Raw genomic sequence first — 15106 nt, forward strand, 5'->3', positions numbered from 1 at the left:
TCGCAAGCCTCCATAACATCAGATGATAAAAGAACATATCCATGTCGCAGGCTTGCCTTTATACTACCGCGCGGTTGTTTATAAACTGCCCAAATGACTTAGAAATGGGAAATCTCAGGTGAAGTTCGTAAAGTATTTTCTAATCCTTGCAGTATGTTGCATTGTGCTGGGAGCAGCCTCGATTTTTGGCTTGTACAAATATGTCGAGCCACAGCTGCCCGACGTCGCAACGCTGAAAGATGTGCGGCTGCAGATACCGATGCAGGTCTACAGCGCCGATGGCGAACTGATCGCCCAATACGGCGAGAAGCGCCGCATTCCGCTGAAACTGGATCAAATTCCGCCGGTGATGGTGCACGCATTCATCGCCACCGAAGACAGCCGCTTCTATGATCACCACGGCGTCGATCCGGTCGGCATCTTCCGCGCCGCCTCCATCGCGCTGGTTTCCGGCCACGCTTCACAGGGGGCCAGTACCATTACCCAGCAGCTGGCGCGTAACTTCTTCTTAAGCCCGGAACGCACCCTGATGCGTAAAATCAAGGAAGCTTTCCTGGCGGTGCGCATCGAGCAGATGCTCACCAAAGATGAAATCCTTGAGCTGTATCTGAACAAGATCTATCTGGGTTACCGCGCCTACGGCGTGGGCGCCGCCGCGCAGGTCTATTTCGGCAAAGACGTCAGTCAGCTGACCCTGAGCGAAATGGCGACCATCGCCGGCCTGCCGAAAGCGCCGTCCACCTTCAACCCGCTCTATTCGCACGATCGCGCCGTTGCCCGTCGCAACGTGGTGCTGTCGCGCATGCTGGACGAACACTACATCACGCAGGCGCAGTACGATCAGGCGCGTTCCGAAGATCTGGTCGCCAATTACCATGCGCCGGAAATCAGCTTCTCCGCGCCGTATCTCTCCGAGATGGTGCGTCAGGAGATGATCAAGCGCTACGGTGAAAACGCCTATACCGACGGTTACAAGGTTTACACCACCGTCACCAAACGGCTGCAGCTGGCGGCGCAGGAATCGGTGCGCAACAACGTGCTGGCCTATGACATGCGCCACGGCTATCGCGGCCCGTCCAACGTGTTGTGGAAAGTCGGCGAAGCGGCCTGGGATCGCAAACAGATTGTCGATTCGCTGAAAAACCTGCCGAACTACGGCCCGCTGGCGCCGGCGGTGATTACCGCCGCCAACCCGCAGGAAGCGACGGCGATGCTGGCCGACGGCAGCAGCATTGCCCTGCCGATGGCGACCATGCGCTGGGCGCGGCCATATCGCTCAGACACTCAGCAAGGCCCTACGCCGAAACGCGTCACCGACGTGGTGCAGGCCGGCCAGCAGGTATGGGTGCGCAAAGTGAACGACGCCTGGTGGCTGTCGCAGGTGCCGGACGTCAACTCGGCGCTGGTCTCGATCAACCCGAACGACGGCGCGGTGAAAGCGCTGGTCGGCGGCTTCGATTTCAACCAGAGCAAATTCAACCGCGTCACACAGGCGCTGCGCCAGGTAGGTTCGAACATCAAACCCTTCCTGTACACCGCCGCGATGGATAAAGGCCTGACGCTGGCCACCATCCTGAACGACTTGCCGATCACCCGTTGGGATGCCGGCGCCGGCACAGACTGGCGGCCGAAGAACTCGCCGCCGACCTACGACGGCCCGATTCGTCTGCGGCAGGGGCTGGGGCAATCGAAGAACGTAGTGATGGTGCGCGCGATGCGCGCGATGGGCGTCGACTACGCGGCGGAATATCTGCAGCGCTTCGGCTTCCCGGCGCAGAATATCGTGCATACCGAATCGCTGGCGCTGGGTTCCGCCTCCTTCACCCCGATGCAGCTGGTGCGCGGCTACGCGGTGCTGGCGAACGGCGGTTACCTGGTCGATCCGTACTTCATCACCAAAATTGAAGACGACAACGGCAATACGGTGTTCGAAGCCAAACCGAAAGTGGTGTGCAGCAGCTGCAACCTGCCGGTGATCTACGGCGACACCCACCGCTCGGCGGTGCTGTCCGACGACAACATCGAAAACGTCGCCACCTCGCAGGAAGGCAACAACAGCACGGTGCCGATGCCGCAGCTGGAGCAGGTTACCCCGGCTCAGGTACAGCAGGACGGCGACCAACAGTATGCGCCGCACGTCATCAGCACACAGCTGGCCTTCTTGATCCACGACGCGCTGAACAGCAATATCTTCGGCGAACCGGGTTGGATGGGTACTGCCTGGCGTGCCGGGCGCGATCTGAAGCGTCATGATATCGGCGGCAAAACCGGTACCACCAACAGTTCCAAGGACGCCTGGTTCTCCGGCTATGGCCCGGATACCGTGACCTCGGTGTGGATCGGTTTCGACGATCACCGCCGCGATCTGGGCCGGTCGACGGTATCCGGCGCCATCCCGGATCAAATTTCCGGCGGTGAAGGCGGTGCCAAGAGCGCCCAGCCGGCGTGGGACGACTTCATGAAGACCGCGCTGGAAGGCATCCCGGAGCAAAAAGTCACGCCGCCGCCGGGCATCATCAGCGTCACCATCGACAAGAGCAGCGGCAAGCTCTCTGGCGGCGGCGGCGGCAGCCGTTCCGAGTACTTCATCGAAGGAACGCAGCCGACGGACTACCCATCGCGCGATACCGGCACCACGTTGACCGATCCGGGCGGTGAAAGCCACGAGCTGTTCTGATCGAAAAGGGCCAGAGAAATCTGGCCCTTTTTTTGTTCGGCGCGAAGCGTATCAGCGCGATGCGCGCAAAAACGCCTCGGAGAGGAACAGCGCGCTGACGTTGCGCGCCTCACGGAAATCCGGTTCCGCCAGCAGCGCCATCATGTTGGCGATCGGCCAGCGCACCTGCGGCAGGGGCTCTGGTTCATCCCCTTCCAGGCTCTGCGGATAGAGATCGTGCGCCAGCACGATATTCATTTTGCTGGAAAAGTAGGATGGCGCCATCGTCAGCTTGCTGAGAAAATCAAAGCGCTTCGCGCCGAATCCCACCTCTTCCATCAGCTCGCGGTTGGCCGCCTCCAGCACGCCCTCACCGGGATCGATCAGCCCTTTCGGGAACCCCAGCTCATAGGATTCGGTGCCCACCGCATATTCGCGGATCAGCAGCAGATCATCGCCAATCACCGGCACGATCATCACCGCTTCGCGATCCGAAGGCCGCATGCGCTCATACACCCGCCGAACCCCGTTGCTGAATTCCAAATCGACCGACTCGACGTTGAACAAACGCGAACGCGCGACCGTTTCCACTTTCAGAATTTTAGGTTTTTGCAGGTGTTTATCCATGATTGCCTCAAAAAGGTTACCCAGACGGGGACGGGGCAACCGAAATAATGATTGGCGTAACGCACGGCTCGTAGGCGCTCAAACGCTGACCAAATTCGATCCTGATCACATTGTGCGTTAAGGGCAAGCTCCGCCGCAACGCGCATGAGCAGTAATTTACTTTCTTTTAACAAGCGTAGCCAGCGGCCGGCGATTTTCCGTACTGATTCAGCAAACAGCGTGCAAGAAAATAGGATAATGCCGATATCGACGGCAGAGGCCGGTTGCTAGTATCACGCAGGCAAGAATCAGTGATAAAATGGCCTTGCGTCATGAAGGAATGAGATCCAGAGCGAGAATCTGTTTGTTCCCTCATTAGTTCTGGGTGCCTCCTGGCGGTTTACTCCGTATAATATTCAGCTTTTCATCAGGTTGGCGAAATTCACGGTGTGAGATGGGGATTGCATGAGCACAATAGTGTTGATATTGGCCTTAGTGCTTGTCTGTCTGATTGCCGCCGGTCTGTACCTGTGGTTCAAGGCCCGCAACCCGTCGGCGCTGGCGCACGCGCTGCCGTTTATCAAACCAGCCCACCGCAAGCTGACCGACGAAGAGCGCGCCGCGGTCGAATTCTACCTCAATCAGCAAAACAAGCTGAGCAACAAACTGTTGCCCGGCGGCGGCGCTACGCTGCCCGCGGCCAAGCTGGCGCTCACCCCGCAAAGCGATAACGTTTATCCCGTCACGCACGCCATCACCCGCTACGGGCTGGCCAGCGACGATCCCAATAAATGGCGCTATTACCTCGACGCTGAAGAGGTGCATCTGCCGCCGTTCTGGGAGCCGTATATCACCGCCGACAACCATGTGGAAGTGATCAGAACCCAGACGCTGCCGCTGGTGATTTCGCTCAACGGACATTCGCTGAAAGATCATATTCACGACCGGCCGCAGCCGCCGGTGGTGACCGCCGCGCCGACCAAAAACGCGTCCATCCGCAAGGAGGAGAGCGAGCATGTCGAGCTGGTCAATATTCGCAAGGAAACGCCGGAAGAGCATGCGCTGAACCGGCCGAACGGCATCCGTGAAGCCGTCATCATCTCCGCCGCGCTGCTGCTGCTGTTCTTCAGCCTGATAAGCCCGGTACTGGTGATCCCCTGGATGATTTTCGTGGCGGTGCTGATGATCGCCTGGGGATGCTGGAATCTGTTCCGTCGCCCGGCCTCACGCGAGCTGAAGGAGATCCACTGTCTGCGCGGCACGCCGAAGCGCTGGGGCCTGTTCGGCGAATCCGGCCAGGGGCAGATCAGCAACATTTCGCTCGGCATCATCGATCTTATCTACCCGCCGCATTGGCAGCCTTACCTGACGCAGGACCTGGGCAAGACCACCGACGTGGACGTCTACCTCAATCGGCAGGTGGTGCGCCAGGGGCGCTTCCTCTCGCTGCATGACGAAGTGAAGAACTTCCCGCTGCAGCAGTGGGGCCGCAACGCGGTGCTGGTCGCCAGCTCGGCGCTGGTGCTGCTGTTGCTGCTGATCTATATCCCGCTCAACCTGCCGCTGACCCTCAGCATGGCCTGGCTGCAGGGCGCGCAAAAAGTGGAAGTGACCAGCGTACAGGCGCTGGAGGCCACGCCGCTGCGCATCGGCGACACGCTGAAAGTGCGCGGCAGCGGCATGTGCTATGTGCCGCCGCCGGCCAACGGTGGCGGCGCCGCCAATTTCGCGCCGTTCGACTGCTCCGGCATCTATTGGAACAACGCCGCCCCGCTGCCGCAGCCGGAATCGGAAGTCATAGACAAAGCGACGGCCCTGCTGGCTACGGTCAACAGCCAGCTGCATCCGAGCGGCGCCGATCAGAAGGTCAACCCGCAGTTGGCCAGCGCCATCGAGAAATCCGGCATGATCCTGTTGGATGACTTCTCTGATATCGTTCTGAAAACACAGGATTTGTGTCAGGCAGAAAATGACTGCGTGCGGTTGAAAAACGCCCTGGTCAACCTGGGTAACGCCAAAAACTGGAGCGGCCTGGTGAAACGCGCCAGATCCGGCGCGCTGCAAGGCGTCAACGTGCTGCTGCGCCCGGTGAGTGCCGAATCGCTGGACAGCCTGACCAAAGTGGCCACGTCGTCGTTCATCTTCAATGAAACGCGTCTGGCCGCCGCGGCGCTCAACAGCCCGCCGCCGGGCGGTTTCCTGATCCGCAGCGACGAAGGCCGCCAGTTGGTCAGCCACCCGCAATCCTCGGCGCCGCAGAGCGAATACAACGCCCTCGACCAGTGGAATGAGCTGCAGCGCCTTTCCACTCTGCTGCTGCATACCCCGTTCCAGGCGCAGGGGGTGATCACCAGCCTCAGCGTCGACGCCAACGGCACCCGCCACGTGGCGCTGCACAGCGAACCGGACATGATCACCCTGTGGCGCTACCTCGGTACCAGCCTGCTGTTGCTGGCGGTGGTCATCAGCCTGGGCTATAACGCCTGGCGGCTGGTGCAGCGTCGGCGCATCAATCAGCACCGCGTCGCCGATATCCAGCGTTACTACGACAGCTGCTTCAATCCGCAGCTCAATCCGATGTCGATGCGGCCGATGGCCTGAACCTGGCGTCGGGGCCTCCGCCCTGTCATCTGCTTATGCTACGCTAACGCTATTATTCTCATCTGCGGACCGCCCGTCGGTCCGCCCGTGGAGTTTTTATGGTTCCCGAGTTTGATTGGCCGCAGATCGATACCGTGCTGCTGGATATGGACGGCACCTTGCTGGATCTGGAGTTCGACAGCCACTTTTGGCTTAGCCTGGTGCCGCAGGCGCTGAGCGAAAGGCGCGCCATTCCGTTCGACGAAGCCCGCAATATCATTGAGCGGGAATATCAGGCGGTGCAGCACACCATGAACTGGTATTGCTTCGATTACTGGAGCGAGCGGTTGGATCTGGATATCTACCGCATGACCAGCGAAGTGGGCAGCCGCGCCCGGCTGCGCGAAGACACCGAGCCGTTTTTACAGGCGCTGCGCGACGCCGGCCTGCAAACCATTTTGCTGACCAATGCGCATCCGCACAGCCTGGCGGTGAAAATCGAGCATACCGGCCTCGATCGGCACCTTGATTTATTGTTTTCCACCCACACATTTGGTTATCCGAAAGAAGATCAGCGTCTGTGGCAGGCGGTGCAGCAGCACACCGGATTCAATCCGCAGCGCACGCTGTTCGTCGACGACGGCGAGCCGATCCTCGACGCGGCGCGCGCTTTCGGCATTCGTTACTGCCTGGGCGTGCAAAACCCGGACTCCAGCACGGCGGAAAAAAGCTTCCAGCGCCATCCGTCGATGCGCGACTATCGCCTGCTGATACCGGCGCTGGCCAAGGGGGAAGCATGAAGGAAAAAGCGACGCGCGACGACGCGGTCCGGCTGGACAAGTGGCTGTGGGCCGCACGCTTCTACAAGACCCGCGCGCTGGCGCGCGAAATGATCGACGGCGGCAAGGTGCATTACAACGGCCAGCGCGGCAAGCCGAGCAAGATTGTCGAACTCAACGCCGAGCTCAAGCTGCGGCAGGGTAACGAAGAACGAACCGTGATCGTGCTGGCGCTGAGCAGCCAACGCCGCGGCGCCGGCGAGGCGCAGCAAATGTATCAGGAAACCGAAGCCAGCATCGCCAACCGCGAAAAAATGGCGCTGGCGCGCAAGATGAACGCGTTGACCATGCCGCATCCGGACCGCCGTCCGGACAAAAAGGAGCGGCGCGACCTGATGAAATTTAAATTTGGTGAGCCGGAATAACCCCTCACCGCAATGAGAGAAGATTATGTCCAACCATGACCAATTGCACCGTTACCTGTTTGAAAACTACGCGGTGCGCGGCGAGCTGGTTACCGTCAGCGAAACCTATCAGCAGATCCTGAATAATCACGACTACCCGGCGCCGGTGCAAAAGCTGCTGGGCGAGCTGCTGGTCGCCACCAGTCTGCTGACCGCGACCCTGAAGTTCGACGGCGACATCACCGTGCAGCTGCAGGGCGACGGCCCGCTGAAGCTGGCGGTGATCAACGGCAACAACCGCCAGGAGATGCGCGGCGTTGCGCGCACCCAGGCGCCTATCGCCGACGACAGCACCCTGCATCAGATGATCGGCAACGGCGTCATGGTCATCACCATTTCCCCGACGGAAGGCGAGCGCTATCAGGGCGTGGTCGGCCTGGAAGGTGAAACCCTGGCCGAGTGCCTGGAAGCCTACTTCCGCCAGTCCGAACAGCTGCCAACCCGCCTGTTCATCCGCACCGGCGAAGCGGAAGGCCACGCCGCAGCGGCCGGTATGCTGCTGCAGGTGCTGCCGGCGCAGGACGGCAACCTCGATGATTTCGATCATCTGGTGCAACTGACCAACACGGTAAAAAGCGAAGAGCTGTTCGGCCTGCCGGCCAACGAAGTGCTGTACCGCCTGTATCACCAGGAAGAAGTCACCCTGTACGAACCGCAGGACGTGCAGTTCCGTTGCACCTGTTCACGCCAGCGTTGCGCCGACGCACTGCTGACCCTGCCGACCGACGAAGTGGCGGACATGCTGGAGCAGGACGGCAATATCGACATGCACTGCGACTACTGTGGCAGCCACTATGTCTTTGACCCGGTTGATGTTGCCGCCTTGTATGCGGGTAATACCGGCGAAAGCGACAGGTTGCACTAAGTTATACCCCCTTCGGCGGGCGCGCCCGGCGCCCGCCAACGCCCGCCGTTTGCACGTTTGCTTTTTTCCGTGTGCTATCTCTCAGATCGTAACGAAATACCGCCTAAAACGTTAAATATTTGATACCCATCGCTGTTACGCACCGTTAGATCCCTACAATTGCCGCCAGAAATTCTGTGACCAAGGAGTAGTAACATGCGCGTTAAAGGTATAACCCCTCAGGATCTGGCCGCTTACGGCATTCACGACGTTAGCGAAATCGTTCACAACCCGAGCTATGAACTGCTGTTTAAGGAAGAAACAGACCCATCTCTGGAAGGTTTTGAGCGTGGGGTAGTCACCAAGCTGGGTGCCGTCTCCGTCGATACCGGCATCTTCACCGGCCGCTCGCCGAAAGACAAATACATCGTCCGCGACGACATCACCCGCGATACCGTGTGGTGGGCCGATCAGGGCAAAGGCAAAAACGACAACAAACCCCTCAGCCCGGAAGTGTGGGCCGATCTGAAACACCTGGTCACCGAACAGCTTTCCGGCAAGCGCCTGTTCGTGGTGGATACCTTCTGCGGCGCCAACGCCGACTCGCGCCTGAAAGTGCGCTTCATCACCGAGGTGGCCTGGCAGGCGCACTTCGTGAAAAACATGTTCATCCGCCCGAGCGACGAAGAGCTGGCTGACTTCGAGCCGGACTTCGTGGTGATGAACGGCGCCAAATGCACCAACCCGAACTGGCAGCAGCAAGGCTTGAACTCGGAGAACTTCGTCGCCTTCAACCTGACCGAGCGCATGCAGCTGATCGGCGGCACCTGGTACGGCGGCGAAATGAAGAAAGGCATGTTCTCGATGATGAACTACCTGCTGCCGCTGAAAGGCATCGCCTCAATGCACTGCTCGGCCAACGTGGGCGAGAAAGGCGACGTGGCGGTGTTCTTCGGCCTGTCCGGCACCGGCAAAACCACCCTCTCCACCGATCCTAAGCGTCAGCTGATCGGCGATGACGAGCACGGCTGGGACGACGACGGCGTGTTCAACTTCGAAGGCGGCTGCTACGCCAAGACCATCAAGCTGTCTGAAGAAGCCGAGCCGGACATCTACCACGCCATCAAACGCGACGCGCTGCTGGAAAACGTCACCGTGCTGGCCGACGGCAGCATCGACTTCAACGACGGTTCGAAAACCGAGAATACCCGCGTTTCTTACCCGATCTACCATATCCAGAACATCGTCAAGCCGGTGTCCAAGGCGGGTCACGCCAACAAGGTGATCTTCCTGACCGCCGACGCTTTCGGCGTGCTGCCGCCGGTATCGCGTCTGACCGCCAACCAGACTCAGTACCACTTCCTGTCCGGCTTCACCGCCAAACTGGCCGGCACCGAGCGCGGCGTCACCGAACCGACGCCAACCTTCTCCGCCTGCTTCGGCGCCGCGTTCCTGTCGCTGCACCCGACGCAGTACGCCGAAGTGCTGGTGAAACGCATGCAGGCCGCCGGCGCCCAGGCTTACCTGGTCAACACCGGCTGGAACGGTACCGGCAAGCGCATCTCGATCAAAGATACGCGCGGCATCATCGACGCCATCCTGAGCGGTGAAATCGACAAGGCGGAAACCGTCACCCTGCCGATCTTCGATCTGGCGATGCCGACCGCGCTGCCGGGCGTGAACCCGGAAATCCTCGATCCGCGCAATACCTACGCCAGCCTCGAGCAGTGGCAGGAAAAAGCGCAGGATCTGGCCGAGCGCTTCATCACCAACTTCGACAAATACACCGACACACCTGCGGGTGCCGCGCTGGTCAGCGCCGGCCCTAAGCTGTAATTCGGTAGCGTTACCTCTTCAGCTAAGGCGCGGATCCCGCGCCTTTTTTTATTTTCAGCGATTGCTTTTTAACCAGCAAGGCGAGAAAATAAGTCAATGCAATCATTGATAGCAAAGGAGGTTTCAATGGCTACTATCACCGTCAGAAATCTGGACGACGAAATCAAAGAGCTGCTGCGTATTTCAGCGGCGAAAAACGGCCATTCCATGGAAGAGGAAGCGCGCATGATCCTGAAACAGGCGCTGGTGAAAAAGCCGCCGCGCTATGGATTGGGTACCTGGATGCATCAGCACTTCGCCGAATTTGGCGGCGTCGAGCTGGAGATCCCACCGCGTGACGCCGTGCCACCACGCATCGTCACCTTTGATGATGAAGATGACAACGCATGATCATTCTCGACACCAACGTCATTTCAGAAACGCTGCGCCCCAGCCCGTACTACAACGTCATTAACTGGCTAAATGAAAAGGACAATGACGATCTCTATCTGAGCGCCATTGTCCTGGCCGAACTGTTCAGCGGCGTCGCCTGCATGCCTGACGGCAAGCGCCAGCGGGATCTCAAGCTCAAATTGGCGGACGCTCTTGAATTGAAGTTCGAGGGGCAGATATTGCCGTTTGATGGGCTGTGCGCGATGCAATACGCGGAATTGACGGCAAGGAATCGGCTTCTGGGTAAAGCGATGAGCGTGCCGGATGCCCAAATCGCCGCCACCTGCCTGCATTACGGCGCCGCCCTGGCTACCCGCAATACCAAAGACTTCCTCCACTGCGGCATCGAGTTAATCGATCCGTGGCAGGCGCCGACCGGCCGTCGGTTGCATGAGGATGCGGCGGAATACTACGTGATGAGCAGGAAGTCCTGACGGGGCCGCAACGACGCGGCCCGCGCCAAGCGCGTCAGGCGTTTTCCCTGGCGGTTTGATGGCCGTTGGCCGACTCTTTTTTCTCCATCGGCAACGGAATATACGCGCGGATCAAGAGCCCGCCGCGTTCGCTGGTGCCGATTTCCAACTCACCGTCGTGCGCATCGATAATACGCTGCACGATCGCCAGCCCCAGACCGGTGCCGCTGGTGCTGCGCGCGCTGTCACCGCGGACGAACGGCTGCAGCAGGTGCTTCAACTCTTCCGGCTTGATGCCCGGGCCGTCGTCTTCCACCTGGAACCAGCCGCGCTGCAGCTCGCGGCCGCTGCTCACCTTGATCCAGCCGTTGCCGTAACGCGCCGCGTTCACCACCATGTTCACCGCCGCCCTCTTAATCGACAGCGGGTGCACGTTCATCATCAGCTCACCCGGCGACAGCGCGGTTTCAATCACCCGCTCATAGCCGCTTTCCGCCGCGACCACCTCGCCCAAAATGGCGTTCAGATCGCTGCTTTCGGTCGGCATCTCCTGCCCGGTGCGCAGATAATCGATGAACTGCTCGATGATGGCGTTGCACTCTTCGATGTCTTTATTGATCGACTCGGCCAGATAGCCGTCTTCGGCGCTCATCATCTCCGTCGCCAGCCGGATACGCGTCAACGGCGTGCGCAGATCGTGGCTAACCCCGGCCATCAGCAAGGTGCGGTCATCCGCCAGCTGCTTGACGCCCGACGCCATCTGATTGAATGCGCGAGTCACCGACCGCACTTCGGAAGCGCCATACTCGCGCAGCGGCGGCGGAATAATCCCCTTGCCCACCTGCAGCGCCGCATGTTCCAGCTCCACCAGCGGGCGGTTTTGAATGCGGATAAACAGCCAGGCGCCGCCGATCGCCAGCAGCATGATCGCCAGCGTATAGCGGAACAGCGGAGAGAAGTCGCCCTGGTGGATTTCCGTCAGCGGCACGCGCACCCAGATATCGGGCTGCAGCCAGGTTTTCAGCCACACCACCGGGGAGTTCTTGTTCACCTCCACCCGCACATCGGTCGGCCCGCCGAGCTGCTGCGCCATCTGCTGGCTGAGGAACTGGTAGTGCTGCGCCCAGCGCAGGCCGCTCTCCTCCGCCGCCGAGTTGGTGTAGAGAGAGATGCCCAGTTCGCGGTAGATCTCGCGGCGGAACGCCGGCGGCACTTCCAGCAGCGTGCCGTCCTCCAGCTGCAGCCGATCGGTCATCAGCATACGCACTTCGTAGGCCAATACCTTGTTGAACTGCTGCAGGCTGGGCAGGATGGCGAAGTTCAGCACCACCAGATAGGTCGTCACCAGGCTGACGAACAGCAGGGTGACGATCAACAACAGGGTTCGGGCAAACGAGCTACGCGGTGAAAAGCGCAATCGCCTCATGCCTTGCTGCCGTCCGGGACGAACACGTAGCCGAGACCCCAAACGGTCTGGATATAACGCGGATGCGCCGGATCTTCTTCCACCATGCGGCGCAGGCGAGAGATCTGCACGTCGATGGAGCGCTCCATGGCGCTGTATTCGCGGCCACGCGCCAGGTTCATCAGCTTATCGCGCGACAGCGGTTCACGCGGGTGGCTGACCAGCGCCTTCAGTACCGCGAACTCGCCGCTGGTCAACGGCATCGGTTCGTCTTCGCGGAACATCTCGCGGGTGCCGAGGTTCAGTTTGAATTTGCCGAACGCGATCACCGCTTCTTCCTGCGAAGGCGCGCCCGGCAGCTCGTTAGCCTGGCGGCGCAGCACTGCACGAATGCGAGCCAACAGCTCACGCGGGTTAAACGGTTTAGGAATGTAGTCGTCGGCGCCGATTTCCAGCCCGACGATGCGATCGACCTCTTCACCTTTGGCGGTGACCATAATGATCGGCATCGGGTTGCTCTGGCTGCGCAGGCGGCGGCAGATGGACAGGCCGTCTTCGCCCGGCAACATCAGATCGAGCACCATCAAATGGAAGGATTCACGGGTCAGCAAGCGATCCATTTGCTCAGCGTTGGCAACGCTGCGAACCTGGAAGCCCTGCTCGGTTAAATAACGTTCCAAAAGTGCGCGCAGGCGCATGTCATCATCGACAACCAGGATCTTATGATTCTCTTGCATGGTATTACTCCCAAAGGCTTTATTGCCTGACTCGAATATTGTTAGAAAACCTTGCCATTTGAGACAGCGTTTAATGGTATGTATTCTAGACGAAATTGTTACAAAGCTTATTCTTTTCCCCATTTATCAACAATTTTCAGTGAATGTCGACGGGGGTTCGTCAAAATATCGCCCTTTATCAGCGCAATGTGGGGCCGCGGCCCAATTTTACGCAATTTCGCCACCGGCAAACCGCACGGTGGCGTTTTGACGGCGAGTCAGGAAGTCTGCAGGAAACGCGCCAGCTGCCGGCGCAGCTGCCGGTTCTCTTGCTGCAGCGCCTCAACCCGATCGAGCAACGTCAGCGCCATGGCGATCCCCGGCCAATCCAGATCCAGCTCGGCCCGCAGCCTGCGCGCACGCTGCAGATGGCTCAGCGCCGGGTAGTCGAACTCCCAGCTCGGCTGCGCCGGCTCCAGCGGCACGATCACGCCCAGGCCAACGATCTCGACCAGCTCATCCTCTGAAATCTCCACCCGTTGGCACAGTTCCACCACGGTGAAAGTGATCTCTTTCTTCATCATGTGCTTTACTCCCATTCCGCGCGCGGGTTGAACGCCGCCTGTTCAGCCAGTTCTCGCCACAGGGCGCTGGCCTTCTCGTTCGGCTTCGGCGGCATCACCACCTTGAGAATGACATACAGGTCACCGGGCTCTTTCTTGCCCGCCAGCCCCTTGCCCTTGACCCGCAGCCGTTTGCCGCTCTGGCTGCCGGCCGGCACGGTCAACGCGATTTTGCCGGTCAGCGTTGGCACCTCAATGCTGGCGCCGAGCGCCGCCTCCCAAGGGGCGAGAGGTGCCACGATGCTCAGGTTGTGGCCGTCAATCTCGAACAGCGGGTGCGGCGCGAGGCGGATGACCAGATACAGATCGCCGTTCTGGCCGCCGCCCACGCCGGCCACGCCCTGCCCCTTGAGGCGAATGCGCTCGCCGTCGCCCACCCCGGCCGGGATTTTCACGTTCAGCGTTTTGCTGGCTTCGCTCACCTGCCGCCCCAGCTCGTCGTACACCGGCAGCTTGTAGGAGATCTCGCGGCTTTGGCCATGCAGCGTTTCCTCGAGGAACAGCGGCACCTCCATCTCCAGATCCTGGCCGCGGAAGCCATGCCCGCCGTGCGAGTGCGAAGCGGAGCGATGCCCGCCCGCCGCACGCCCGCCGAACATGCTTTCGAAGAAATCGGAGAAGTCTTGCGCGTCGGCACCGCCGCCGTGCCATGAAGCGCTCTGCTGATAGCCGCCGCGATCGCCGCGCGCCTGGCGGCCAAAGTTCGGATCGTTGCGGTGCAGCCGGATCTGATCGTACTCGGCGCGGCGCTCTTCGTCCTTCAGCACCTCATAGGCTTCGGCCAGCTCCTTGAATTTGCTCTCGGCGTCTTCTTCGGTGCTCACGTCAGGGTGATATTTACGCGCCAGCCGGCGGTAGGCCGTTTTGATGGTTTTCAGATCGGCGTTGGGCTCAACGCCCATCGTTGCGTAGTAATCTTTAAATTCCATGCGGTAATACCTTCAATGTGTTGGGTTGTGCGCCAAAATTCCTTGTCTCTCTCGCCAGATATCCTCCTTTCGTCACATTCCTTTTCCGCTATCGCTAAGCATACTCCCGATTGTTAAAAGCTGCGCAAACTGAATAACAACCGTGCGGCAACGCGCAGGCCCGCGCGCCATTTCTAAAGCCCCCCGCATTCACGTACACTGTGGCGGTGGCCCCATAAAGATAAATCACCATGAGAACTCAACTGATAACCCGTGAAGGGTATGACAAGCTCAAGCAAGAGCTGGATTACCTCTGGCGCGAAGAACGCCCCGAGGTGACCAAGAAAGTGACCTGGGCCGCCAGCCTGGGCGACAGAAGCGAAAACGCCGACTACCAGTACAACAAGAAGCGGCTGCGCGAGATCGACCGCCGCGTCCGCTATCTGACCAAATGCCTGGAGCAATTGAAGATCGTCGATTACTCCCCGCAGCAGGAAGGCAAGGTGTTCTTCGGCGCCTGGGTGGAGGTGGAGAACGACGACGGCGAGACCAAACGCTTTCGCATCGTCGGTTACGACGAGATCTTCGGCCGCAAGGATTACATCTCCATCGACGCGCCGATGGCGCGCGCCCTGCTGAAAAAAGAGGTCGGCGACGTCGCCACCGTCAATACGCCGCTGGGCGAGGCGCAGTGGTACGTTAACGAGATAGACTACCCGAAGTAAGCTTTCAGCTTTTTCCGAACCGCCGCCAACGCCGCCGCCTGCGCAGTTCTCCACGTGGCGGCCGCGCGGCGGCGGCCCGCTCCACTGGCATTTTCCCCGATCAATCCGTATAACTGTCC

General features: G+C 60.0%; 14 protein-coding genes. 9 read left to right on the forward strand and 5 right to left on the reverse strand.

Annotation, left to right across the window (positions count from 1 at the left end; all coding sequences use genetic code 11):
• Window positions 1–118: 118 nt before the first annotated feature.
• Window positions 119–2677 (forward strand): peptidoglycan glycosyltransferase/peptidoglycan DD-transpeptidase MrcA, encoded by a 2559-nt coding sequence (gene mrcA, locus SSARUM_RS22360; RefSeq protein WP_033654851.1) that lies wholly within the window; start codon window positions 119–121, stop codon window positions 2675–2677.
• A gap of 51 nt (window positions 2678–2728) precedes the next feature.
• On the opposite strand, the gene nudE is transcribed toward mrcA, so the two are convergent.
• Window positions 2729–3283 carry an ADP compounds hydrolase NudE gene (gene nudE, locus SSARUM_RS22365; RefSeq protein ID WP_033636306.1) on the reverse strand — a complete coding sequence of 185 codons (555 nt, stop codon included), beginning with the start codon at window positions 3281–3283 and terminating at the stop codon, window positions 2729–2731.
• A gap of 444 nt (window positions 3284–3727) precedes the next feature.
• On the opposite strand from nudE, the gene SSARUM_RS22370 reads away from it, so the two are divergent.
• From SSARUM_RS22370 to SSARUM_RS22400, 7 genes are all read left to right on the forward strand, one after another.
• Window positions 3728–5863, forward strand: a complete 2136-nt coding sequence (locus SSARUM_RS22370) for an intracellular growth attenuator family protein (RefSeq protein WP_060427176.1) — start codon at window positions 3728–3730, stop codon at window positions 5861–5863.
• 98 nt (window positions 5864–5961) lie between these two features.
• Window positions 5962–6642, forward strand: a complete 681-nt coding sequence (gene yrfG, locus SSARUM_RS22375; protein ID WP_033636308.1) for a GMP/IMP nucleotidase — start codon at window positions 5962–5964, stop codon at window positions 6640–6642.
• Complete coding sequence (hslR, locus tag SSARUM_RS22380) at window positions 6639–7046, forward strand: ribosome-associated heat shock protein Hsp15 (protein ID WP_033636309.1); 408 nt, start codon at window positions 6639–6641, stop codon at window positions 7044–7046. The genes yrfG and hslR overlap by 4 nt, the downstream gene beginning before the upstream one ends.
• A 25-nt stretch (window positions 7047–7071) precedes the next feature.
• Entirely contained in the window at window positions 7072–7950 is an 879-nt protein-coding gene (hslO, locus tag SSARUM_RS22385; protein WP_033636310.1) for an Hsp33 family molecular chaperone HslO, read from the forward strand.
• Between the two features lie 195 nt (window positions 7951–8145).
• Window positions 8146–9765 carry a phosphoenolpyruvate carboxykinase (ATP) gene (gene pckA / locus SSARUM_RS22390; RefSeq protein WP_039569165.1) on the forward strand — a complete coding sequence of 540 codons (1620 nt, stop codon included), beginning with the start codon at window positions 8146–8148 and terminating at the stop codon, window positions 9763–9765.
• A 126-nt stretch (window positions 9766–9891) separates the two neighbouring features.
• Window positions 9892–10155, forward strand: coding sequence for a FitA-like ribbon-helix-helix domain-containing protein (locus SSARUM_RS22395; RefSeq protein WP_004930730.1), 264 nt, complete (start codon window positions 9892–9894; stop codon window positions 10153–10155).
• On the forward strand, window positions 10152–10631 hold the full coding sequence (locus tag SSARUM_RS22400; RefSeq protein WP_033636311.1) for a type II toxin-antitoxin system VapC family toxin: 480 nt from the start codon (window positions 10152–10154) through the stop codon (window positions 10629–10631). Before SSARUM_RS22395 ends, SSARUM_RS22400 begins: the two co-directional genes overlap by 4 nt.
• Before the next feature lie 34 nt (window positions 10632–10665).
• Here the strand turns inward: SSARUM_RS22400 and envZ are convergent, their stop codons facing one another.
• From envZ to cbpA, 4 genes are all read right to left on the reverse strand, one after another.
• Window positions 10666–12036, reverse strand: coding sequence for a two-component system sensor histidine kinase EnvZ (envZ, locus tag SSARUM_RS22405; RefSeq protein ID WP_033636312.1), 1371 nt, complete (start codon window positions 12034–12036; stop codon window positions 10666–10668).
• On the reverse strand, window positions 12033–12752 hold the full coding sequence (gene ompR, locus SSARUM_RS22410) for an osmolarity response regulator transcription factor OmpR (RefSeq protein ID WP_004709363.1): 720 nt from the start codon (window positions 12750–12752) through the stop codon (window positions 12033–12035). The genes envZ and ompR overlap by 4 nt, the downstream gene beginning before the upstream one ends.
• Window positions 12753–13009: 257 nt before the next feature.
• Window positions 13010–13315, reverse strand: a complete 306-nt coding sequence (locus tag SSARUM_RS22415; RefSeq protein WP_033636313.1) for a chaperone modulator CbpM — start codon at window positions 13313–13315, stop codon at window positions 13010–13012.
• A gap of 5 nt (window positions 13316–13320) precedes the next feature.
• A complete protein-coding gene (gene cbpA / locus SSARUM_RS22420) occupies window positions 13321–14283 on the reverse strand; it encodes a curved DNA-binding protein (protein WP_033636314.1) in 963 nt (320 codons plus the stop codon).
• A gap of 230 nt (window positions 14284–14513) precedes the next feature.
• On the opposite strand from cbpA, the gene greB reads away from it, so the two are divergent.
• Window positions 14514–14987 (forward strand): transcription elongation factor GreB, encoded by a 474-nt coding sequence (greB, locus tag SSARUM_RS22425; RefSeq protein ID WP_033636315.1) that lies wholly within the window; start codon window positions 14514–14516, stop codon window positions 14985–14987.
• Window positions 14988–15106 lie beyond the last annotated feature (119 nt).

The sequence above is a fragment of the Serratia sarumanii genome (assembly GCF_029962605.1).
Classification (GTDB): domain Bacteria; phylum Pseudomonadota; class Gammaproteobacteria; order Enterobacterales; family Enterobacteriaceae; genus Serratia; species Serratia sarumanii.